Origin of the sequence: Bradyrhizobium sp. (assembly GCF_049586575.1) — a bacterium.
Lineage (GTDB): Bacteria > Pseudomonadota > Alphaproteobacteria > Rhizobiales > Xanthobacteraceae > Bradyrhizobium.
This window is the reverse complement of record NZ_JBAVCF010000489.1, coordinates 1-21284: the sequence shown is the minus strand read 5'-3', so window position 1 is coordinate 21284 and position 21284 is coordinate 1. Positions and strand designations below refer to the sequence as shown.

At 63.0% G+C, this 21284-nt stretch carries 21 protein-coding genes and 1 pseudogene; 14 read left to right on the top strand and 8 right to left on the bottom strand.

All coding sequences use genetic code 11. From position 1 onward, the window contains the following. The first annotated feature begins 25 nt into the window (after nucleotides 1-25). The 5 genes from WB528_RS18960 to WB528_RS18940 all read left to right on the top strand — a co-directional run bounded on the left by WB528_RS18960 (nucleotide 26) and on the right by WB528_RS18940 (nucleotide 4222). Nucleotides 26-775, top strand: coding sequence for an electron transfer flavoprotein subunit beta/FixA family protein (locus WB528_RS18960; RefSeq protein ID WP_423889932.1), 750 nt, complete (start codon nucleotides 26-28; stop codon nucleotides 773-775). A gap of 166 nt (nucleotides 776-941) precedes the next feature. Continuing rightward, nucleotides 942-1886: an electron transfer flavoprotein subunit alpha/FixB family protein gene (locus WB528_RS18955; protein WP_423889931.1), complete on the top strand. Its 945-nt coding sequence runs from the start codon at nucleotides 942-944 to the stop codon at nucleotides 1884-1886. A 17-nt stretch (nucleotides 1887-1903) separates the two neighbouring features. Beyond that, entirely contained in the window at nucleotides 1904-2785 is an 882-nt protein-coding gene (locus WB528_RS18950) for a 3-hydroxybutyryl-CoA dehydrogenase (RefSeq protein ID WP_423889930.1), read from the top strand. Between the two features lie 77 nt (nucleotides 2786-2862). Then, nucleotides 2863-3057 carry a putative motility protein gene (locus WB528_RS18945; protein WP_423889929.1) on the top strand — a complete coding sequence of 65 codons (195 nt, stop codon included), beginning with the start codon at nucleotides 2863-2865 and terminating at the stop codon, nucleotides 3055-3057. Between the two features lie 316 nt (nucleotides 3058-3373). Beyond that, entirely contained in the window at nucleotides 3374-4222 is an 849-nt protein-coding gene (locus WB528_RS18940; protein WP_423889928.1) for a fumarylacetoacetate hydrolase family protein, read from the top strand. 49 nt (nucleotides 4223-4271) lie between these two features. Here WB528_RS18940 and tlpA read toward each other — a convergent pair whose 3' ends face one another. Next, nucleotides 4272-4958 (bottom strand): thiol:disulfide interchange protein TlpA, encoded by a 687-nt coding sequence (gene tlpA, locus WB528_RS18935; protein WP_423889927.1) that lies wholly within the window; start codon nucleotides 4956-4958, stop codon nucleotides 4272-4274. Nucleotides 4959-5042: 84 nt separating this feature from the next. On the opposite strand from tlpA, the gene argH reads away from it, so the two are divergent. From argH to lysA, 3 genes are all read left to right on the top strand, one after another. Further along, nucleotides 5043-6434, top strand: a complete 1392-nt coding sequence (gene argH, locus WB528_RS18930) for an argininosuccinate lyase (protein WP_423889926.1) — start codon at nucleotides 5043-5045, stop codon at nucleotides 6432-6434. Nucleotides 6435-6532: 98 nt separating this feature from the next. Then, nucleotides 6533-6814: an LPS translocon maturation chaperone LptM gene (lptM, locus tag WB528_RS18925; RefSeq protein WP_423889925.1), complete on the top strand. Its 282-nt coding sequence runs from the start codon at nucleotides 6533-6535 to the stop codon at nucleotides 6812-6814. 7 nt (nucleotides 6815-6821) lie between these two features. Then, the gene (gene lysA / locus WB528_RS18920) at nucleotides 6822-8087 is read left to right on the top strand and encodes a diaminopimelate decarboxylase (RefSeq protein ID WP_423889924.1); all 1266 of its coding nucleotides are present in this window, start codon (nucleotides 6822-6824) and stop codon (nucleotides 8085-8087) included. 211 nt (nucleotides 8088-8298) lie between these two features. Here lysA and WB528_RS18915 read toward each other — a convergent pair whose 3' ends face one another. Then, nucleotides 8299-9207, bottom strand: coding sequence for an NAD(P)-dependent oxidoreductase (locus WB528_RS18915; RefSeq protein ID WP_423889923.1), 909 nt, complete (start codon nucleotides 9205-9207; stop codon nucleotides 8299-8301). A gap of 363 nt (nucleotides 9208-9570) precedes the next feature. On the opposite strand from WB528_RS18915, the gene WB528_RS18910 reads away from it, so the two are divergent. Continuing rightward, nucleotides 9571-12126, top strand: a complete 2556-nt coding sequence (locus WB528_RS18910) for a TIGR02302 family protein (RefSeq protein ID WP_423889922.1) — start codon at nucleotides 9571-9573, stop codon at nucleotides 12124-12126. Between the two features lie 3 nt (nucleotides 12127-12129). Here WB528_RS18910 and WB528_RS18905 read toward each other — a convergent pair whose 3' ends face one another. Then, a complete protein-coding gene (locus WB528_RS18905) occupies nucleotides 12130-12507 on the bottom strand; it encodes a response regulator (RefSeq protein WP_423889921.1) in 378 nt (125 codons plus the stop codon). A 41-nt stretch (nucleotides 12508-12548) separates the two neighbouring features. Continuing rightward, a complete protein-coding gene (locus WB528_RS18900; protein WP_423889920.1) occupies nucleotides 12549-13388 on the bottom strand; it encodes an MJ0042-type zinc finger domain-containing protein in 840 nt (279 codons plus the stop codon). Nucleotides 13389-13582: 194 nt separating this feature from the next. Here WB528_RS18900 and ftsE point away from each other — a divergent pair, with 194 nt between their 5' ends. The 4 genes from ftsE to WB528_RS18880 all read left to right on the top strand — a co-directional run bounded on the left by ftsE (nucleotide 13583) and on the right by WB528_RS18880 (nucleotide 16852). Next, nucleotides 13583-14242 carry a cell division ATP-binding protein FtsE gene (gene ftsE / locus WB528_RS18895; protein ID WP_423889918.1) on the top strand — a complete coding sequence of 220 codons (660 nt, stop codon included), beginning with the start codon at nucleotides 13583-13585 and terminating at the stop codon, nucleotides 14240-14242. Next, nucleotides 14235-15206 carry a cell division protein FtsX gene (locus tag WB528_RS18890; RefSeq protein WP_423889917.1) on the top strand — a complete coding sequence of 324 codons (972 nt, stop codon included), beginning with the start codon at nucleotides 14235-14237 and terminating at the stop codon, nucleotides 15204-15206. Before ftsE ends, WB528_RS18890 begins: the two co-directional genes overlap by 8 nt. Before the next feature lie 147 nt (nucleotides 15207-15353). Then, on the top strand, nucleotides 15354-16067 hold the full coding sequence (locus WB528_RS18885; RefSeq protein ID WP_423889916.1) for a YdcF family protein: 714 nt from the start codon (nucleotides 15354-15356) through the stop codon (nucleotides 16065-16067). 11 nt (nucleotides 16068-16078) lie between these two features. Next, nucleotides 16079-16852 carry a lysophospholipid acyltransferase family protein gene (locus WB528_RS18880; protein ID WP_423889915.1) on the top strand — a complete coding sequence of 258 codons (774 nt, stop codon included), beginning with the start codon at nucleotides 16079-16081 and terminating at the stop codon, nucleotides 16850-16852. A 21-nt stretch (nucleotides 16853-16873) separates the two neighbouring features. Here the strand turns inward: WB528_RS18880 and WB528_RS18875 are convergent, their stop codons facing one another. Continuing rightward, entirely contained in the window at nucleotides 16874-17452 is a 579-nt protein-coding gene (locus WB528_RS18875) for a gamma-glutamylcyclotransferase (protein ID WP_423889914.1), read from the bottom strand. A 112-nt stretch (nucleotides 17453-17564) separates the two neighbouring features. On the opposite strand from WB528_RS18875, the gene WB528_RS18870 reads away from it, so the two are divergent. Continuing rightward, nucleotides 17565-18761, top strand: a complete 1197-nt coding sequence (locus tag WB528_RS18870; protein WP_423889913.1) for a DUF2125 domain-containing protein — start codon at nucleotides 17565-17567, stop codon at nucleotides 18759-18761. 64 nt (nucleotides 18762-18825) lie between these two features. Here WB528_RS18870 and WB528_RS18865 read toward each other — a convergent pair whose 3' ends face one another. The 3 genes and pseudogenes from WB528_RS18865 to WB528_RS18855 all read right to left on the bottom strand — a co-directional run. Continuing rightward, the gene (locus WB528_RS18865) at nucleotides 18826-19761 is read right to left on the bottom strand and encodes a prephenate/arogenate dehydrogenase family protein (RefSeq protein WP_423889912.1); all 936 of its coding nucleotides are present in this window, start codon (nucleotides 19759-19761) and stop codon (nucleotides 18826-18828) included. Beyond that, complete coding sequence (locus WB528_RS18860) at nucleotides 19758-20855, bottom strand: pyridoxal phosphate-dependent aminotransferase (RefSeq protein ID WP_423889911.1); 1098 nt, start codon at nucleotides 20853-20855, stop codon at nucleotides 19758-19760. Before WB528_RS18860 ends, WB528_RS18865 begins: the two co-directional genes overlap by 4 nt. Nucleotides 20856-20878: 23 nt before the next feature. After that, nucleotides 20879-21284 (bottom strand): annotated as a pseudogene (locus WB528_RS18855) (chorismate mutase); the annotation flags it as partial.

The window sequence follows — 21284 nt, the reverse complement described above, 5'->3', positions numbered from 1 at the left end:
TTGATGTTCCAGCGAAAGAGGGTCGATGAAGGTCTTGGTACCGGTAAAACGGGTGGTCGATTACAACGTCAAAGTCCGTGTCAAGGGCGATGGAACCGGCGTTGAACTGTCCAACGTGAAGATGTCGATGAATCCCTTCGACGAGATCGCCGTGGAGGAGGCCCTGCGCCTGAAAGAGGCCGGCAAGGCAACCGAAGTCGTGGTGGTTTCGATCGGGCCGGCTCAGGCGTCCGAAACCATCCGGACCGGTCTTGCCATGGGCGCCGACCGCGGCATCCTCGTCAAGGCCGAGGGCAATGTCGAGCCGTTGGCGGTGGCCAAGATCCTTAAAGCCGTCGCCGACGAAGAGAAGCCGGGGCTGGTGATTCTCGGCAAGCAGGCGATCGACGACGACTCTAACCAGACCGGACAGATGCTGGCAGCCCTGCTTGGATGGTCGCAAGCGACCTTTGCCTCCAAGCTCGAGGTCGACGGTTCCGATTTCAAGGTGACGCGCGAGGTCGATGGCGGGTTGCAGACCGTGAAACTCAAGGGACCAGCCATCGTAACTACCGATCTGCGGTTGAACGAGCCGCGTTATGCGAGCCTGCCGAACATCATGAAAGCCAAGAAGAAGCCGATCGCCGACAAGAGTGCATCGGATTATGGCGTCGACCTGACGCCGCACCTTGAGATTCTCAAGACTTCTGAACCGCCGGGCCGCAAGGGAGGCGTCAAGGTCAAGGACGTCGCCGAACTGGTATCGAAGCTCAGGACGGAAGCGGGGGTTCTCTAGTGCGGTGGATTTGTCATTCGCCTCAGCGTCTGCCGCGAGTTGGCATCGCGAATGACAAATCCGAAACCGCACTAGAAATACAATATTTGCTAGTGTCCTTTAGTTCTAACATTCGCAAAGGAACTAGCCGCGATGGGATGCGAATGTTGGAACTAGGACACTAGTGATGACCACGCTTCTGATCGCGGAACACGACAACGCATCGATCAAGGATGCGACCCACAAGGCGCTGACGGCAGCGACAGCGCTCGGCAGTGACGTGCATGTGCTGGTGGCCGGCGAGAACGCCAAGGCCGCGGCTGACGCGGCGGCGAAGCTTTCCGGCGTCAAGAAGGTCTTGCTCGCCGACAATGCCGCCTATGCGCACGATCTGGCCGAGCCGCTGGCAGCCCTGATTGTCGGGCTCGCCGGAGGTTACGACGCCTTCGTGGCGCCGGCGACCTCGCGCTTCAAGAACGTGATGCCGCGGGTTGCCGCCCTGCTTGACGTGATGCAGGTGTCGGAGATCATCAAGGTGATCGCGCCCGATACGTTCGAGCGGCCGATCTACGCCGGCAACGCCATTCAGACGGTCAAGTCCAGGGACGCCAAGAAGGTCATTACGGTGCGGACTTCGACTTTTGCGGCGACCGGCGACGGCGGCAGCGCGGCAGTCGAGAATGCGGCTGCGGTCGCCGATCCCGCTCTCTCCAGTTTCGTCGGCGAGGAAGTCGCCAAGAGCGACCGCCCCGAGCTGACATCGGCCAAGATCATCGTGTCCGGCGGCCGGGCGATGCAAAGCCGCGAGAACTTCGCCAAGTATATCGAGCCGCTCGCCGATAAACTGGGAGCAGCCGTCGGCGCCTCGCGCGCCGCGGTCGATGCCGGCTATGCGCCGAACGACTGGCAGGTCGGTCAGACCGGCAAGGTGGTGGCGCCCGAGCTTTATGTCGCGATCGGCATTTCAGGCGCAATCCAGCATCTCGCCGGCATGAAGGACTCCAAGGTGATCGTGGCGATCAACAAGGACGAGGATGCGCCTATCTTCCAGGTTGCCGATTACGGTCTGGTAGCTGATCTGTATCAGGTGGTCCCGGAACTGACCGAGGCGATCGGCAAACTCGGAAAATAGATGCGCAAGATGACAAGATGGCAGTCATGATAAAAAAAGTCGGCGTGATCGGTGCGGGGCAAATGGGCAACGGCATCGCGCATGTCGCGGCTTTGGCCGGCTTCGGCGTGGTGCTCAACGACGTCTCGGCCGAGCGCCTGAAGTCGGGCATGGCAACCATCAACGGCAACCTGTCGCGTCAGGTCTCCAAAAAGGTCATCACCGATGACGCCCGCAAGCAGGCCGTGGGGCGGATTGCCCTCGCTGAGTCCATGGACGGGCTCGCCGACTGCGATCTGGTGATCGAGACAGCGGTCGAAAAGGAAGAGGTCAAGCGCAAGATCTTCCACGAGGTTTGCGCCCTGCTCAAACCGAGTGCGATCGTCGCCTCCAATACCTCATCGATCTCAATCACCCGGCTCGCGGCGTCGACCGACCGGCCCGAACGCTTCATCGGCATTCATTTCATGAATCCGGTGCCTTTGATGGAGCTGGTCGAGCTGATCCGGGGTATCGCCACCGACGACACGACCTTCGAGGCGGCCAAGGAATTCGTTACCAAGCTCGGCAAGCACATCGCTGTGTCGGAGGATTTCCCCGCCTTCATCGTCAATCGCATCCTGCTGCCGATGATCAACGAGGCGATCTATACGCTCTATGAAGGCGTCGGGAACGTCGAGGCGATCGATGCGGCCATGAAGCTTGGCGCACATCATCCGATGGGACCGCTGGAGCTCGCCGATTTCATCGGTCTCGATACCTGCCTGTCGATCATGCAAGTGCTGCATGAGGGCTTGGCGGACTCCAAATACCGCCCGTGCCCGCTGCTCGTGAAGTATGTCGAGGCCGGCTGGTTGGGGCGCAAAACCCAGCGCGGCTTCTACGACTACCGCGGCGACAAGCCGGTACCGACGCGCTGACTCCGGTCTTGCCCGGCGCAATATCCAGCATTCGTTAACGCTTCCCGGGTAGTTTAGCCGGCGTTGGGGGTAAGCCGATGGATATGAGTTTGGTAATGGCCGCGCTTGCCGCGCAGTCGGGCAAGCTACAGTCGCAGATTGCGACGACGGTCCTGAAATCGAACATCGATGCCGAGAAATCCTCCGTCCTCACCCTGTTGGGGAGTGGGACGTCGCCGTCGCTCGCCAATGTCAGCGCCGGAGTTGGCAGCAACATCAACGTCACGGCCTAACAACCGTTTTCCCTAAGCAACTGTTTGGACCGGTCCGGCACCTGTGCGGACACGCGGCCCTTGCTGCACCCAATTCTAACATTCGCATCCCTTCGAAGCAGGCACCTTTGCGAATGTTAGAATTACAGGACCACTGGCGAATTCCAGCTTTTGTGGTGCTTAGGATTTGTTGTGGAGCTTAGGATTTGCCATTCGGTTGACGAACCTGCGGCTAGATGGGTAGCGAAAGCCAAATCCACTCCACTAGCGGCATTGCCCGCCGCAGCCGCTTGCGATAGCGAGAAGCCGGCCTCACGCTATTCCCAAGGGACAACAGATGAAGTTCGCAAGTTTCAAGATCAACGGCGCCACCAGCTGGGGCCTCATTGAAGGTAACGAAGCGGTTGATCTCGGCGCTGCCTTGCGCGACCGGTTTGCCGATTTGAAGTCCGTCATTGCCGCAGGCTCCCTGGCGGAAGCAGCGAAAGCGGCGCCCAAGGCGGCGCGGCATCCGCTCGCCGACATCACCTGGCTGCCGGTGGTCCCGAATCCGGACAAGATCCTCTGCATCGGCCTCAACTACGAAAACCACCGCAAGGAGACCGGCCGGAGCGAGGTCGAAAACCCGACCGTGTTCGGGCGTTTTGCCAACAGCCAGACCGGGCATCTCGCCAACATCATCTGCCCCAAAGTCTCGACCGATCTCGACTACGAGGGCGAACTGGCCCTGATCATCGGCAAACCGGGCCGCTATATCTCCCGCAAGGACGCCTGGGATCACATCGCCGGCTATGCCTGTTACAATGAAGGCAGCGTGCGCGATTACCAGCGCCATACCTCCCAGTTCACGCCCGGCAAGAATTTTCCCAATACCGGGGCGTTCGGGCCCTGGATGGTGACGCCCGACGAGGCCGGCGATCTCGGACCTTTGCGGCTGCAAACCCGTCTCAATGGCGAGGTGGTGCAGGACACGACCATCCGCGAAATGATCTTCGATATCCCGCGCCAGATCGAATACTGCTCGGCCTTCACGCGGCTCGAACCGGGCGACGTGATCGTGACAGGCACGCCGGGTGGCGTCGGCTCCCGCCGCACTCCGCCTCTTTGGATGAAGCCGGGCGACGTGGTCGAGGTCGAGATCGACCGGATCGGGCTGCTGCGCAACACCGTCGCCGACGAGGCGTAACGGCGCGCCCTCTATCCCGCTGTTTCGGCGTAGCTTTTTAGGGGTGGTCTTACGATCGCGGCGGTGTCGTCGTTGCCGCCGTGATCAGTTTTACGGCTTCGTCGCTGTCCCATTCGGCCGGTCCGGCAATGGTCGCTATCTCGCAGCCCTGGCCGTCGACCAGCACAGAGGTCGGCATGCCGAGCGCCCGGCCTATGGCTTTAAGCTCTTGAAAAACTTGGGCTTTGCTGTCGCTAAAAAAGTCGAGGCGGGTCAGCTTGGCATCTTTGAGGAAGTTCCTGGGCTTTTCAGGATCGCGGGTATCGATATTGATCGCCACCACCTGGAAATCCTTGCCGCCGAGCTTGGCTTGCAGGCGATCCAGTGCCGGCATTTCGCGGCGGCAAGGCACGCACCAGGTCGCCCACAGGTTCACCAGAACCGTGCGCCCGCGCCAGTCCGAAAGCTTCTTCTGCTTGCCATCGGCATCCTGGAAGGTCAGGTCCGGCAACCGCAGAGGGGCGGTCGCCATAGTTAGCGCGGCTACCTCGCCATGGGCGAGCGGCGCGATCTTTTGCGACAGGCTCACGGCAGGGGCGCAGGCTGAATCGCCTGATGCATTGCGCCTGAGGCCGCCGAGCCCGTATACCCCGGCAAATCCGATCACGGCCCCGATCAGCACCGCACCGACAACATAGGGAATGCGGCGCAAGGGGGCCGGGGCAGGCGAGGGGCTTTCGGGCATATCGTTTGTCATTCTGTTCCAGATACGGCTATTGGAGACCTTCAGTTGCGTCCACCGTGCTGGTTGGGGGCAACAAAAAGCGGCGAGTCATTGGTCATGAGCAACAAGATGTGGGGCGGCCGGTTCACCGAGCGGCCCGATGTGATCATGGAAGAAATCAACGTCTCCATCGACGTCGATCGTCACATGTACGCCCAGGACATCGCCGCGTCCAAGGCGCACGCCGCCATGCTGTCCGCGCAAGGGATTATCACGGCAAACGATGCGAAAAATATTGCGAGGGGTCTAGACACGATTTTGTCAGAAATCGGCAAGGGATCGTTCGAATTCAAGCGCGCGCTCGAAGATATCCATATGAATGTCGAGAGCAGGCTTGGCGAACTGATTGGGCCTGCCGCCGGGCGGCTGCACACCGCGCGCTCGCGCAACGATCAGGTGGCCACCGACTTCCGCCTGTTCGTCCGCGACACCATCGACGAAATCGATTCCGCGCTGGCCCTGTTCCAGCAGGCCTTGGCGCAGCGCGCGCTGGAACATGCCGCAACGGTGATGCCGGGGTTCACGCATCTGCAAACCGCCCAGCCCGTCACCTTCGGGCATCATCTGCTCGCCTATGTCGAGATGGCGGCGCGTGATCGTGGCCGTTTCGCCGATGCTCGCAAGCGTCTGAATGAGTCGCCGCTTGGAGCTGCGGCGCTCGCCGGCACCTCGTTTCCGATCGATCGCACGGCAACGGCGAAGGCGCTCGGCTTCGACCGGCCGATGGCCAATTCGCTCGACGCGGTCTCCGACCGGGATTTCGCCATCGAGACGTTGTCGGCGGCAGCGGTTGCCTCGATGCATCTGTCGCGCTTTGCCGAAGAGATCGTGATCTGGACCTCGCCGCTGGTGGGGATGGTGCGGCTTTCCGACAAGTTCACCACCGGCTCCTCGATCATGCCGCAGAAGCGCAATCCCGACGCGGCTGAACTGGTGCGCGCCAAAACCGGCCGGGTGATCGGCGCGCTCAATGCGCTGTTGATCGTGATGAAGGGATTGCCGCTCGCCTATCAAAAGGACATGCAGGAAGACAAGCAGGGCGCGATGGAGGCGTTCGGCGCGCTGTCGCTCGCCATCCGCGCCATGACCGGAATGGTCCTCGATCTCGTGCCGGATGAGGCGCGCATGAAAGCTGCCGCCGGTGAGGGTTATGCCACCGCCACCGATCTGGCGGATTGGCTGGTGCGGACGTTGAAAATGCCATTCCGCGACGCCCATCACGTCACCGGGCGGATCGTTGCCAAGGCCGCCGCCGATGGCGTTGCCTTGCACGAACTGCCGCTGAAGGCGATGCAGGCGATCGAGCCTGGCATCACCAAGGACGCATTTTCGGTGTTGTCGGTTGAGGCGTCGGTGAAAAGCCGGACAAGCTTCGGAGGCACTGCGCCAAAGAATGTGGCGGCGCAGGCCAAGGCCTGGCTGAAGCGGCTGGAAAAAGAGCGAAAATAGGGCTGCAATACAATTCTTTACCGGAAATTCAGTCGTGCGCGGGTCTCGCCAGAATGGATCAACTTTTGTATGGTGCGGCCCGCATTGGGGATTTTGACGTGACTCGGAACGACCGCCCGAACACTCGACGATGGGCATTTGTCCTGGTGGGAGCTGCTGCGCTCCTGCTTTCGGGGTGTGGGCGAAAGGGGCCGCTCGATCTGCCGCCGACCGCTTCGGGGCAGCAGCCGGTTGCGGCCGCGCAGTCGGATCAAGCGGCTGCCCGGCAAGCCAGCAGTCCAAACCTGTTCGATCCGAACAATGGCGCCGGCACGTTGCCGACCGCAGGCAAAGGCCCAAAACGGTCGTTCGCCCTCGACCCGCTTCTCAACAGCAACTGAGCGTCCCATGAATCACTTCGATTATCGCAACGGCGTGCTTCACGCCGAGGCGGTTAGTCTGGTGGAACTCGCCGACGCCGTCGGGACGCCCTTCTATTGCTATTCGACCGCGACGCTGGAGCGTCACTATCGGGTGTTCAGCGAAGCCTTTGCCGGCGAGAAGGCGCTGATCTGCTACGCCATGAAGGCGAACTCCAATCAGTCGGTGCTGCGCACGCTGGCCCGGCTCGGCGCGGGCGCGGACGTGGTGTCTGGCGGCGAACTGAAGCGGGCGCTCGCGGCCGGCATCCCGGCGGAGAAAATCCTTTTCTCGGGCATCGGCAAGACCGAAGCTGAGCTAAACGCCGCGTTGGCGGCCGACATCCTTTGCGTCAACATCGAATCCGAACCTGAACTCGAATTGCTGTCGCGTCTCGCGAGCGGGCAGGGCAAGACCGCGCGGATCTCGGTTCGCGTCAACCCGGACGTCGATGCCGGCACCCATGCGAAGATCGCGACCGGGAAATCCGAAAACAAGTTCGGCATTCCGATCGCGCGGGCGCGGGCAGTGTATGCCCGCGCGGCAAAATTGCCGGGCATTCGCGTCACCGGCGCCGATATGCATATCGGAAGCCAGATCACCGATCTCAGCCGGATGGAAACGGCGTTCCGCATCCTTGCGGAATTCGTGCAGACGCTGCGCGCCGACGGCCACAACATCTCGCATGTCGATTTCGGCGGCGGCCTCGGCATTCCCTACCACATGGACCAGGCGGCGCCTCCGCTGCCGTCCGCCTATGCGGCGATGGTCAAGCGGGTGACACATAACCTCGGCTGCACGCTGATGTTCGAGCCGGGCCGGATGATCGTCGGCAATGCCGGCATCCTGGTGTCGCGCGTGATCTATGTGAAACATGGCGATGCCAAGAACTTCGTCATCATCGATGCGGCGATGAATGACTTGATCCGGCCGACGCTTTACGAAGCCCATCACGATATTCTGCCGCTGCGCGAAGCGGGCCAGAATCCGCAGATGATCGTGGCCGACGTGGTGGGCCCGGTCTGCGAAACCGGCGACTACCTCGCGCTTGGCCGCAATATGCCGGAGCCGAAGGAGGGAGATCTGCTCGCCATCATGACCGCCGGCGCCTATGGAGCGGTGCAGTCCGGCACGTACAACACGCGCGCGCTGGTGCCGGAAGTGCTCGTCAAGGGTGACCAATACGCGGTGGTGCGTCCGCGCCTCGGGGTCGACGCATTGATTGCAATGGATCGGCCGGCGCCGTGGCTGTGATGTTCCAAAAATAGCTGTCGTCTCCGCGACCCCTCTACGCCAAGGCTTCGCCGGGGCTGGGTTCGTGGGGCGCCGAAGCTTTAGCGAAGGCGGCACGCGGGGACCCATAACCACCGATGTTGTTTAGATGCAGAGCTGCGGCTCCAGCCTCGATACCCACGAACGCCTGTGGTTATGGGTCCCGGGCTCAAGGCCGGGAGAGACGGTTGTCTCACTTCCCTGTAATCCCGCCTTTGTTGCCGCCGACTACCACGCCGGCCTTCTTTTCGATCGGCAGGATCGCGGAGGTGAAGTCGGAGTCCGCGCCGGTTTCACGGATCACCACTTCCCACAGCCTGCCCACCGCTTCGGCGACTTCCATCGACAGCCCCAGCGACTTCATTTCTTCGAGCGCCAGCCGTACGTCCTTGACCATCAACCCGGTGGCAAAACCGAAGTCGAAGGAGCGCGGCAGGATCGAGCGGGGAAACTTGTCGCGGCTCGCCGTGTTCATCCCCGAGCCCGAATTGATCACGTCGATCATGACGGCTGGATCGAGACCGGCTTTGACGCCCATGACCACGGCCTCGGAAGTCGCCGCCATGGCGGTCGCCGACAACAGGTTGTTGGCGAGTTTCATGCTCTGCCCGGAGCCGGGCTTTTCACCGATGAAGAACACCTTGCCGATCACTTCGAGCGCCGGCTTGATCGCTTCGAAATCGGCGCGCGGCCCCGATACCATGACCGCCAGCGTGCCCTTCTCGGCGCCGCCGACACCGCCGGAGACGGGGCTGTCGATCTGGACCAGGTTGCGCTTGGCGAGAATGTCGTGAATCCGCACCGCCATTTGTGAGCCGACGGTGGAAAGATCGACAAAGCGCTTCACGCGCTTGCCTTCGATCACGCCGTCCTTTCCGGTTGCGACGTCAAGCGAAGCCTGAAGCGACGGCAGGCTCGCCATCACGGTCTCGGCGCGATCGGCAACATCCCTGGGCGAGGATGCCGCCTTGGCGCCGAGCGCGACCAATTGGTCGGCGACTTCCTTGCGCTGATCGAAAACGAAAAGCTGATGCTTGGCCTCGATCAGGCGTCGCGCCATCGGGAAGCCCATTTTGCCAAGGCCGATGAAACCGATTTCCATGCTGTGATCCCAAGAATGGCTGACGACGTCCCTCGCCTTGAGGGGTCGATGGTGGTTCCGAGAGTGACGTTAAGAGGTGGGGCAGACTTTGTGCCGCCCATTTGGAATTCCTGCACCGCAAGCCGCAAATCCTATACAGGAATTTCAAATGGAAAGCGGCGCAAGCATGCGTAATTTGCCGGTGCCCATGACTTTTCGAAGTTCGTAGAAGGTGGGTGCTGCGGCGGGACACGGACTTCGAAAAGTGGGCGCCGGTCACGTCCTCGTGCTATGCGTATTTCCGGGTGTGGGTTACCGGTCCGGCGCAGATGCCCCATTGCCGCCGTTGTGCTAGGGTCTGCTCCGGGCAACCTGGAGAGATGATTGAGCGGCGCGACCCCCGACCCGTTGGAACCTGTGGAGAACTCTGATGCCGTTGCGCGGCTGCGGATCGCGCAGGCCTTGCGGCGGGCCGGATTCGCGATTGCGTGGGAACGAAGCTGGCCGCATCTGGCGCGCTTTCTGACGGTTGCCGGGCTGTTTCTGGTGCTGTCCTGGGCGGGCTTGTGGCTGGCTCTGCCCTTCGCCGCCCGAGCGTTCGGGCTTGGTCTCTTTCTGGTGTTGGCGCTCGCGGCGCTATCCCCCTTGTTCCGGTTTCGCTGGCCGAGCCGCCAGGACGCGCTGGGAAGGCTCGATCGCGGCACCGGTATTCGCCATCGTCCGGCGACGACCCTCACCGATACATTGACGACACAAGACCCCGTCGCGCTGGCGCTGTGGCAAGCGCAGCGCGAGCGCACGCTGGCCTCGATCAAGCGCATCCATGCCGGTCTGCCGTCGCCACGACTCGCCATTCATGATCCCTGGGCGTTCCGCGCGCTGATCGTTGTGTTGATGGTTGCGACCTATATCGCGGCCGGTGACGAACGAAGGGTTCGCGTCGCCGCCGCTTTCGACTGGAATGGTGTGTTCGCGGCCGAGAATGTCAGGGTCGATGCCTGGGTGACGCCGCCGCTCTATACCGGTCGGCCGCCGGTCATCCTTTCGGCGGCGAACAAGGAGGCAGCGCTTCCGGCTTCGGGGCTGCTGGCTGTGCCGGCCGGCAGCACGCTGATCGTGCGCTCGAGCGGTGGCGCACTCGACGTCGTGGTGGGCGGCGGGGTGACCGAGGCGGCTGCGAAGGAGCAGGCCCCCAAGGGTACGAGCGAGAAGCATTTCACCATCACCGGCGACGGCACCGCCCACGTCCGCGCGCCGTCCGGCCAGCCGCAATGGCGCTTCAGCGCCTTGCCAGACCATCCGCCGGTTATCGCGCTTGCCAAGGATCCCGAGCGCCAGGCGCGGGGCTCCTTGCAGTTGTCGTATAAGCTCGAGGACGATTACGGCGTCACCGAAGCGCACGCACAGTTTGCGGCACGCGGTGCCAAAGGCGCGGCGGAGACACGGCCGTTGTTCGATGCGCCGCAGTTTTCGCTGGTGCTGCCGAATGCCCGCACCCGCAACGGTGTAGGCCAGACCGTCAAGGACCTCAGCGAGGATCCCTATGCCGGCGCAGAGGTCACGCTGACGCTGACGGCCAAGGACGAAGCCGGCAATGAGGGACGCAGCGCGCCGTTCGATATGCGCCTGCCCGAACGTCTCTTCACCAAGCCCCTGGCGCGCGCGCTGATCGAGCAGCGCCGAACTCTTGCGCTGGATGCCAACCAGCGTCCGCAGGTCAACCAGGCGCTAAATGCGCTTTTGATCGCGCCGGAATTGTTCATGCCGGAAGTCGGCCACTATCTCGGCCTGCGCAGCGTCGAGAAGGAACTCGAAGCGGCGCGGACCGACGATGCCATGCGCGGGGTGGTGGCGAGCCTCTGGGCGCTCGCGGTCACGATCGAGGATGGCAATATCACCGACGTCGACAAGGCGCTTCGTGCGGCGCAGGACGCGCTCAAGGCAGCCCTGGAGCGAGGCGCCAGCGACGAGGAGATCAAGAAACTTACCCAGGATCTGCGGGCCGCGCTCGATAACTTCATGCGCCAGCTCGCCGAGCAGTTTCGCAACAATCCACAAGCCCTGGCGCGGCCGCTCGATCCCAACACGAGGGTGATGCGCCAGCAAGACCTCAACAACATGATTGACCGGCTCGAGCGGCTGTCGCGCTCCGGCGACAAGGACGCGGCGAAGCAATTGCTCGACCAGTTGCAGCAGATGCTGGAGGGCCTGCAACTCGCGCAGCCCGGCCAATCCGGCGATGACGACATGGAGCAGGCGCTGAACGAGCTCGGCGACATGATCCGCAAGCAGCAACAACTGCGCGACAAGACGTACAAGCAGGGCCAGGATTCCCGGCGCGACCGCCAGCGCGGCAAGCAGGGCGATCAGGCCATGAACGATCTCCAGCAGGACCAGCAGGGCTTGCGCGACCGGCTGAAGAAGCTGCAGGACGAGCTGGCCAAGCGCGGTATGGGGCCGAGCCAGCGCGGCCAGCAGGGTCAACAGGGCCAGCAACCGGGCCAGGACGGCGACCCGCAAGCCGACGGCGATGACGAGGATGGTCTCGGCACGGCCGACAACGCGATGGGCGATGCCGGCGGCAAGCTCGGCGAGGGCAATGCTGACGGCGCCGTCGATTCGCAGGGCAAGGCGCTCGATGCCCTGCGCAAGGGGCAGCAAAGCCTCGCTGACGCCATGCAGCAGCGCGATGGCGATGGTCAGGGCGACGGCCCGGGTAACCGCGCCGGCCGGCAGCAAGGCAGTAACAATTCGAGCGATCCGCTGGGCCGGCCCTTACATGGGCGGGATTTCGGCGATGATCTGACGGTGAAGATTCCCGGCGAGATCGATGTGCAGAGGGTGCGCCGGATTCTCGAAGAGCTTCGCCGGCGCCTGGCCGATCCGGAGCGCCCCCAGCTCGAACTTGATTACATCGAGCGGCTGCTGAAGGATTATTGAGCTCTAACTCACCTTTCGCGACGCTAACGCGTCCGCAACCGCGGTGCGGATATCCGCCACCGAAAACGGTTTGCTGATCACGTCGTGGGCGATGGCGTTGAGGCCGGAGGCCCGTTCGCGCTGATCGGCAAAACCCGTCATCAGCAGAATCGTCAGCTCGGGGAAATCGCGGGCGGCCGTCAGCGCGAGCGCAATCCCGTCCATGATCGGCATCTGGATATCGGTCAGCATCAAGTCGAAGGCGCCGTCTGTGCCGCCTAGAATTTCGAGCGCTTCGGCGCCGTCCGTGGCGGTGATGATGTCGTGGCCGTCCATCGCGATGGCGCGCGCGACCAGAAGGCGCATCGATTCTTCATCGTCGACAATCAGCACGCGTGACATTTTGAAGCCTCAGACGTCCGAAGGCAGGCAACCGGCCAGCATCACGCATGGCCGCCGGTGATGTCTCGCTTGTTGAAAAAGCGTACGTCGACATTGCGCCCGCCGGGCGGCGGCGAGGCAAGCCGTGACTTGAACACAGCCTTCTCGCCGGGGCGCAGGAACGACTGCTCCAGCACCGCGTTCCAGGCGTAGATTTCGGCGCCCTGCGCGTCGCGTATGCTGAAGCGCAGTCGCGGCAGCTCGACCGGTTTGTTCGAGTCGTCGGTGATGGCGCCCTCAATCACGAGCATCGACGTACCTTCCACTGTCTCGGACGAGACCTTGACATCGCGGAAGCGCAGGCCGCGCAAATTGACGTCGAGGCCGACCAGTTTGTAGAAGGCGGCCGTTTGCGGCAGCAGCCGCACCATTTCGGCGCGCCAGATCACCAGCGCCAGCACCAGGGCGCCCATCGCGGTACAGGCGACGGTGAGGCCGATAGGCGTGTTGAGACGAGGCGTGGGACCGGCGGCCTTCGGCTTCATGAACCTGCCGATCCATGGGAAGCGCCCTGCCTGACCGTCTGTGGAATCGGCTGTCCAGTCGGGGGAGCCTGCCTGCCAGTCGCCGGCGATGGAGGGGCTATCGACGTGCGGAGCTTCATTGTCTGTTTCGTCTTGCTCCCGCGCAAGCGCATCCCATTCAGCGGCGGCGTCCTGTTCGGGGTCTTGCTGGTGTAAGCCGGCTGCGACTGTCGTCTCATTGACGAATTCGACGGCGTCTTCGCGCCGGGCGAGCCAGACTTCCTTGCAGCGGGAACAGCGTACGCTACGGCCGTCATCGCCGAGCTTCGCCGAATCAATGCCATAGGACGTTGAACAATGAGGACAAACGATCTGCATGGGCCACTCTCCGCAAGGGCGCTTCTGTGCCACTGGTTGGAAGGGCTTCGGAAGCGGGGCCTCAGGATGCTACAAGGCGACCGTTAACGAATCGGAAACCATAAACGACGCAAAACCTTATTAGTTTGGTTCCCGAAGCCGGTGGGCCTTCGGTTTCGAGGTTTCCGGCCGCCCCTCATCGAACGGAGCTGAGCTTGGTTCGGTTCGAAAATGTCGGATTGCGGTACGGGCTCGGCCCGGAGATTTTGCGCGACCTGAGTTTCCTGATTCCAGCCCATTCCTTCCAGTTTCTCACCGGCCCCTCCGGCGCCGGCAAGACCTCGCTCCTGAAGCTGTTGTTCCTCTCGCTGCGGCCAACCCGGGGCCTGGTCAATCTGTTCGGCCACGACATCTCTCTGCTCGGCAAGGAACAGATCGCGGATTTGCGCAAACGGATCGGGATCGTGTTGCAGGATTTCCGCCTGCTGGATCACATGACGACCTATGAAAACGTCGCTTTGCCGTTCCGCGTGATGGGCCGGGAGGAGTCGAGCTATCGCAAGGAAGTGATCGATCTTCTGAAATGGGTCGGCCTTGGCGAGCGTATGGATGCGCTGCCGCCAATTTTGTCCGGCGGGGAAAAACAGCGGGCGGCGATCGCGCGCGCGGTCATTTCGCGGCCACATTTGCTGCTGGCGGACGAGCCGACCGGCAACGTCGACCCCACGCTGGGGCGCCGCCTGCTCAGGCTGTTCATTGAATTGAACAAGTCGGGGACTGCGGTCGTGATCGCAACCCATGATATGGCGTTGATGGACCAGTATGATGCAAGGCGGCTGGTGCTGCACCAGGGACGGCTGCATATCTATGAGTAGGACCGATCAACAACTGAGCCCGCTGCTTGACCTCGGACACGAGCGTCCGCAGGTGCCGGCGCGCGCGCGCAACATGTCGCCGATCGTGCCCCGTGGTTCGATCGCCGGCAGCGCCCTGGTTGCGGTCGTCGCCATCATGACCTTCCTGGCGTCGATCACGACCGGCACGGTGTTGCTGGTCAGTGCGTCCGCGGCCGAATGGCAATCGGACGTCGCAAGCGAGATCACGATCCAGGTTCGTCCTGCGCCCGGGCGTGACCTCGATCGCGATGCGGCGGCGGTGGCGGACGCGGTGCGGCCGCAGGACGGCATCGTCGAGGTCAGGCCTTTCTCCAAGGAAGAATCCGCCAAATTGCTCGAGCCGTGGCTCGGCAGCGGTCTCTCGCTCGATGACCTGCCGGTGCCGCGCGTGCTTGTCGCTCGCGTCCAGCCGGGATCGGCGGTTGATCTCGAAGCATTGCGCCGCAGGGTGACGCAGGCAGCGCCAACCGCGAGCGTCGACGACCACCGTGCCTGGATCGAGCGAATGCGGTCGATGACCGGGGCTACCGTGATCGCGGGTATCGGCATTTTGATCCTGGTAATCGCCGCGACCATTATCTCGGTCTCATTCGCCACCCGCGGTGCGATGGCTGCGAACCGCCCGATCGTGGAAGTCCTGCATTTCGTCGGCGCGGGCGATCGCTACATCGCCAATCGCTTTCTGCGGCACTTTCTCAGGCTTGGCCTCGAAGGCGGCGTCATCGGCGGCGGCATCGCCATGCTCGTTTTCGGCTTTTCAGAGTCGATCGCGAACTGGTTTTCGGGCACACCGGTCGGGGACCAGTTCGCCGCCTTGCTGGGGACGTTTTCGCTGCGCCCCTCAGGCTACCTGACGCTGGCGGCACAAGCGGTGTTGATCGCCGCGATCACGGCCTGGGCGTCGCGGCGCACGCTGTTTGCAACCCTCAACGATATCGAATGAGGCGGCAAACCGGTGTCGAGAGACGAAAACCGGTTCCCACCTTTGCCGATCATGCCCTAGACTTGGGTTAGTGGAGCGGGTTTGACATTCGCTACCGACCTAGCCGCTTGTTAGAATCGGACCACCAGGAGAGACAACCCGATCGCCATGAGCCAGCCATCTGCCAGTCAACCGGACGCCCCGGCTTCCGCCGCGCCGCGGAAAAGGCGGGGTGCTGTGGTCCTGACCCTGCTGGTCTTCGCATTCGTCGGGGCCGCGACCGGCTTTGCCGGGTTTCTGGCGCAACTGCACGGATCTGAAGTCAAGCCGTCGCGTACCGCCGACGGCATCGTGGTGCTGACTGGCGGCTCGTCGCGCGTATCGGATGCGATGGAGCTGTTGGCGGGCGGCTATGGAAAACGACTGTTGATTTCCGGTGTCCATCCCTCGAGCGGCACGAGCGACATCTCCCGCTCGCTGCCCGACAGTCAATCGCTGTTGAATTGCTGCGTCGATCTCGATCGCTCGGCGGTCAACACCCGCAGCAACGCGGCCGAGACGCGGCGCTGGGCACATGAGCGAGGCTTCAAGTCGCTGATCGTGGTCACGTCGAACTACCATATGCCGCGGGCGATCGTGGAGTTGTCCCACGCCATGCCTGATATCACCCTTATTCCGTTCGCGGTGGTGGGCGACAAGTGGCGGGAGGAAGCCTGGTGGACCAATGGCGCCACGGTGCGGCTGCTGCTATCGGAGTATGTAAAATATGTCGCCGCGGAGGTGCGGGTGCGCTTGGCGGATGCTGGCCTGGATATCATGCGCGAAACCACCGATTCCGATCTTCACACGCCGCGCCGGCCGACGACCGCCCAAGCTAATTGATCGGGTTGCCGATGTTCGTCATTTTCCTGCGCTCGCTGATCTACAACGTGCTGTTCTATCTGTTGCTGGTGTTCTGGCTGATTGTCGCGATTCCGACCTTCTTGATGCCTCGCGCAGCGATACTGACGGTGGCGCGGTGCTGGGCGAGCCAAAGCACCTGGCTGTTGCGCGCGGTCTGCAACGTGAAGGTGGAATATCGCGGGGTTGAGAAAATCCCGAAAGGGCCGTTGCTCGTCGCCTCCAAGCATCAGTCGATGTGGGAGACCTTCGCGCTGCTGCTATTTTTCGATCAGCCGCTTTACATCCTCAAACGTGAGCTGACGCTGATTCCGTTTTTTGGCTGGTATTTGATCAAGGCCGGCATGGTCGCCGTCGACCGCCGGGCGGGCGGCCGCGCGCTGCTGAAGATGGTCCGGCAGGCCAGCGAGGAAGTACGGCGCGGCCGTCAGTTGATCATATTCCCGGAGGGCACCCGCAGGCCGGCCGGCGCGCCGGCGCAGTACAAGCCAGGGGTTGCGCAGCTCTATTCGAGTTGCCGCGGGAACTGCCTGCCGGTGGCGCTCAATTCCGGATTGTTCTGGCCGCGCCGGACTTTCATGCGTTATCCCGGCACGCTGGTGGTCGAATTTCTTGATCTGGTGCCACCGGGTCTGCCACGCGATGAATTCCTGGCGCGCGTTTCCACGGTGATCGAGGATGCGACGGGGCGATTGGTCGAGGCAGGGCGGCGCGAGCAGGCGCAACTGTTCGATCGCGCGGAAAACTCGGCCTCTGCAAAGGCGTAACCGGTCGAATTGATTGTTGACTCAGCGGTGCAGCGGTGTCTCGTTGTGCAGCATCAGGGCCAAATGATGCAGTTGCGGATCGCGAAGGCCTTGTGCTTCGATCGATCTCACGGTTTCAAGCACATAGTCGCGGTTGTTGCCGGAGCGGCCGTGGCCTTGCCGCACGTAGCGCAGTTGCTCTTGTAGCGAAAGCCGGCCGGCGTATTGGACGTGGCCGCGGTCGACGACGTAAGCGAGGGCTGAGATCCGCTCGCCGGCTCCGTTCTCGAGCCAGACCGAGCGCATGACTTCGCGATAGACGTGAGTGGTCTGTTCGCGGCCACGCAGATAGTCCACGACTTCGCCGCGCCGCGCGGCAGTGACGCGGAACGCAATGCCCCGGCAGGCTCCGCCGCGATCGAGGCCCAGCACCAGGCCCGGTTTTTCCGGCGTGCCACGATGGTCGAACGAGTAGACACACAGCGCGCGATGTTCGCCGATCAGCCGCGCCGGCACCTGCTCGACGAATTCGAATCCCGGCCGCCACATCAGCGAGCCGTAGCCGAAGACCCACAGGTCTTCATGGGAAGGAACAGGTTTGGTAGGCTTTTCGGCGGGCATCCAATACATCGCTATCAGAACATAAATGTGGAACGAAGCGTAAATTCCGCAGAGCCTGACCGGTCCGATCGCCCGCTTACATTTGACAAAATTGCCGGCCAATGGTCGGTCTATGGCCACCATGACCCTCCCCTCGGATACCCAGCGACGGCGCTCGCGCTGGCCGCTCTTCCTGATGCCGATCCTGCTCCTGATTGCCGCCGCGGCATGGAGCGCGTTCTGGTTTTATGCCGCCTCGCAGGCGCAAGTGAAGGCCGATGCCTGGCGTGAGCAGGAGGCAAAGTCCGGGCGCAGCTACACTTGCGCGAAGCAGTCGATCGGCGGCTTCCCGTTCCGACTTGAGGTGCGTTGCGATGGCGCGCGCGTTACGCTGACATCGCAGACCGCCGGCGCGACTGGGCCAGTCACGATCAACCTCGGCGAAATCCTGGCGGTTGCACAGGTTTACGATCCGAAATTGCTGATCGCGGAGTTCCAAGCGCCTGCGGTCGTTTCCGAATCGCAAAACACGCCCGCGATGCAGGTGAACTGGAAGACGGCGCGCGCGAGCGTGGTGGGGTTGCCTGCCATTCCGCAGCGCGCCTCGATCGTTTTCGACGATGTCGCGATCGATCGCACCAACAATTCGGTGCAAGTGCCGGTGGGGCGCGCCAAACATGTCGAACTGCACGGCCGGCTCGCCGAAGGCTCGACCCGGAAGGATCCAGTCATCGAAAGCGTGCTGCGCATCGAATCCGGCAGCGTGCAGGACGTCCATCCCTTGCTGGCGCGGCCATTCGCTGCCGATATTCATGCGAAGCTGACCGGCCTGAAAGATCTGATGCCCAAACCATGGCCGCAGCGGTTTCGCGAACTTCAAACCAATGGCGGGCATGTCGAGATCGTTCAATCGCGCATTCAACAGGACGATTTGATTGCGGTTGCCGCGGGCACTCTTGCGCTGAACGCCCAGGGCCATCTCGATGGCGAACTGCAAATGACGGTCGCCGGCATCGAGAAGATCATTCCAGCGCTCGGCATCGAAAAAATGCTGGAGGAGGGCGTGCCGCAGGCGGCGCTCGACCGCGTCGCGCCGGGCGTAAAATCGCAGGACGTCACCAATCTGCTCGGAGCGCTCGACAAGGCCATTCCTGGGCTTGGCAAGGTGGTCAAGCAGAACGCCAATCTCGGCGTTGCCGCGGGCATCAATGCGCTCGGCAAGCAAGCGGTGCTGGAAGGCAAGCCCGCGCGCACCTTCCCGCTGCGCTTTGCCGACGGCGTCGTCTATCTCGGCCCGCTCAAGGTCGGCGAGGTTCCGCCGCTGTTTTAGAGCATGATCCGGAAAGGTGGGAACCGGTTTCCCGAAAAAGATCATGCTTAAACAGAGTTAGGCACTACTTCTTCGCCAACTGCTCGTGCGGGCGGCCGAAGTCCGGCGCTGCCGAGTCCTGCCCGATCTCGACAATGCCGCGCCGGATCGCGCGGGTGCGCGCGAAATGTTCGAACAGCGCTTCGCCGTCGCCGCGCCTGATCGCGCGCGTCAGCTTGGACAAGTCCTCGTTGAAGGTGCCGAGCATCTCCAGCACGGCGTCCTTGTTGGTCAGGAACACGTCGCGCCACATCGTCGGATCGGATGCGGCGATGCGCGTGAAGTCGCGAAACCCGCCGGCGGAGAACTTCAGCACTTCGGATTGCGTGACGCCTTCAAGCTCATCCGCCGTGCCTACGATTGTATAGGCGATCAGATGCGGCAGATGGCTGGTGATCGCGAGCACCATGTCATGATGCTCGGGCGTCATGACCTCGACCTTGGCGCCGATGCCGGCCCAGAAGGCGCGCAGCCTCTCCACCGCCTTGGGGTCGGTCCCCTCGGGCGGGGTGAGAATGCACCAGCGGTTGATGAAGAGTTCGGCGAAGCCTGAATCGGGACCGGAATGTTCGGTGCCCGCCACCGGATGCGCCGGCACGAAATGCACGCCGGCAGGCAGATGCGGCGCCATTTCCTTGACCACCGCGCCCTTGACGGAGCCGACATCGGAGACGATTGCGCCCGGCTTGAGATGACCGGCGATCTCCGCTGCGACTTCGCCGCAGGCGCCGACCGGGATGCACAGGATCACGAGATCCGCGCCTTGCGCCGCTTCCGCATTGGTCTCGACCACGCGATCGACGACGCCGAGCTCCATCACCCGGGCGCGGCTCTTGGCCGAGCGCGCGGTGGTGACGATTTCCTTCGCCAATCCCTGCTCGCGCGCGGCGCGCGCGATCGAACCGCCGATCAGCCCGAAGCCGATCAGCGCGATGCGATCGAACGGCGGCGCTGTGCTCACTTCAACCCCATAAAGTCGCGCAAGCCATCAGCCACCAGCCGGTTGGCTTCCTCGGTGCCGATCGTCAGCCGCAAGGCGTGCGGCAGCTTGTAATTCTTCAGCCCGCGCAGCACGAGGCCACGTTTCGTGAGGAAGGCGTCCGCATCGTCCGCCGTCTTGCCCGGTTGAAGCGGAAAGTGAATCAGCACGAAATTGGCAACGCTCGGCGTGACCTTGAGGCCGAGCCTGGTCAGCTCTTCCGTCAGCCAGTTGCGCCACTTCTCGGTGTGGGTCTTCGACATCTGCTGATGCGCGGTATCTTCGATCGCGGCAATCGCAGCCCACATCGCCGGCGTCGAGACGTTGAACGGTCCGCGGATGCGATTGCAGGCGTCCACGATGTGGGCCGGTCCGAACATCCAGCCGACGCGGAGCGCCGCCAAACCGTGAATTTTCGAAAACGTGTGGGTCATCACGGTGTTCTCGCTGGTCGCCACCAGCTCGATGCCCATCTCGTAGTCGTTGCGCGAGACATAATCCGCATACGCCGCATCCAGCACCAAAAGAACATTCCCCGGCAATCCGGAACGCAGCCGCTTCACTTCATCGAACGGCAGATAGGTTCCGGTCGGGTTGTTCGGGTTGGCGAGCCAAACCAGTTTGGTCTTCGGCGTGACCAGCTTGAGGATCGCGTCGACGTTGGCGGTGAAGCCGGTCTCGGGCGCAACCACGTTGACGGCGCCATTCGCCATCGTCGCGATCGGATAGACCAGGAAGCCGTGGGTCGTGGAAATCGCCTCGTCGCCGGGGCCGAGATAGGCGTGCGCCAGCAGGTTGAGGACCTCATCGGAACCGGCGCCGCAGATGATGCGGTCGGGGTCGAGCCCGAACGCGCGCCCGATCGCCTCGCGCAGGATGCGTGAGGTGCCTTCCGGATAGTCCTCCAGATGTGCTGCGGCGTTCTTGTAGGCCTCGATCGCCTTCGGCGAGGGACCGAACGGCGTCTCGTTGGCCGACAGCTTGAACACCTTGCGGCCCGCTTCCGCCTTCGGGCTTTTGCCGGGCGTATAGGGCGCAATATCGAGAATGCCGGGATTCGGCACGGGTCTGGACATCTTCAACTCCGGAATAACGGGGGCTATCTGGCCGTTCCGCTGGGCACCGTATAGCGCGTTGCGTGGCTGCCGACGAGGGCCGATGAGCGCACCGACGCGCCGGCTTCGATCAGGGCGGCCTTGATCTTCTCGAGGCTGGTCCCGCTGGCCACCGACACCAGAAGCGCCGCGCCGTCGAAGGCCGTGTCGGGCACGGCCACGATCTCGGCCAGCGGCGACAGCGCGCGGGCGGTCTCGGCGTTCCAGCCGGAGACGCGCACGCTCCACATCTCGACTTCGGTCACCATGGCGCTATCGGCGACGCGCGACACCACAAAAACCGGCAGCGCCGCCGGATGGTCGGCGCGCTCGACGAACGGCAGCCGCGCGATGATCTTCGGCGCGCCGTTCGCCTCAAGCGCGATCCACCACGGCGTTTGGCTGGATGTC

Excerpts from the sequence above, each read along its gene's own strand:
- WB528_RS18885 (WP_423889916.1), top strand. The coding sequence starts at position 15,354 with ATGAGCCAGCCATCTGCCAGTCAACCGGACGCCCCGGCTTCCGCCGCG.
- WB528_RS18880 (WP_423889915.1), top strand. The coding sequence starts at position 16,079 with ATGTTCGTCATTTTCCTGCGCTCGCTGATCTACAACGTGCTGTTCTAT.
- WB528_RS18915 (WP_423889923.1), bottom strand. The coding sequence starts at position 9,207 with ATGGAAATCGGTTTCATCGGCCTTGGCAAAATGGGCTTCCCGATGGCG.
- WB528_RS18905 (WP_423889921.1), bottom strand. The coding sequence starts at position 12,507 with ATGTCACGCGTGCTGATTGTCGACGATGAAGAATCGATGCGCCTTCTG.
- WB528_RS18960 (WP_423889932.1), top strand. The coding sequence starts at position 26 with ATGAAGGTCTTGGTACCGGTAAAACGGGTGGTCGATTACAACGTCAAA.
- WB528_RS18955 (WP_423889931.1), top strand. The coding sequence starts at position 942 with ATGACCACGCTTCTGATCGCGGAACACGACAACGCATCGATCAAGGAT.
- WB528_RS18860 (WP_423889911.1), bottom strand. The coding sequence starts at position 20,855 with ATGTCCAGACCCGTGCCGAATCCCGGCATTCTCGATATTGCGCCCTAT.
- WB528_RS18945 (WP_423889929.1), top strand. The coding sequence starts at position 2,863 with ATGGATATGAGTTTGGTAATGGCCGCGCTTGCCGCGCAGTCGGGCAAG.
- argH (WP_423889926.1), top strand. The coding sequence starts at position 5,043 with ATGAGCAACAAGATGTGGGGCGGCCGGTTCACCGAGCGGCCCGATGTG.
- WB528_RS18875 (WP_423889914.1), bottom strand. The coding sequence starts at position 17,452 with ATGCCCGCCGAAAAGCCTACCAAACCTGTTCCTTCCCATGAAGACCTG.
- WB528_RS18940 (WP_423889928.1), top strand. The coding sequence starts at position 3,374 with ATGAAGTTCGCAAGTTTCAAGATCAACGGCGCCACCAGCTGGGGCCTC.
- WB528_RS18950 (WP_423889930.1), top strand. The coding sequence starts at position 1,904 with ATGGCAGTCATGATAAAAAAAGTCGGCGTGATCGGTGCGGGGCAAATG.
- WB528_RS18900 (WP_423889920.1), bottom strand. The coding sequence starts at position 13,388 with ATGCAGATCGTTTGTCCTCATTGTTCAACGTCCTATGGCATTGATTCG.
- WB528_RS18890 (WP_423889917.1), top strand. The coding sequence starts at position 14,235 with ATGAGTAGGACCGATCAACAACTGAGCCCGCTGCTTGACCTCGGACAC.
- tlpA (WP_423889927.1), bottom strand. The coding sequence starts at position 4,958 with ATGACAAACGATATGCCCGAAAGCCCCTCGCCTGCCCCGGCCCCCTTG.
- WB528_RS18870 (WP_423889913.1), top strand. The coding sequence starts at position 17,565 with ATGGCCACCATGACCCTCCCCTCGGATACCCAGCGACGGCGCTCGCGC.
- lysA (WP_423889924.1), top strand. The coding sequence starts at position 6,822 with ATGAATCACTTCGATTATCGCAACGGCGTGCTTCACGCCGAGGCGGTT.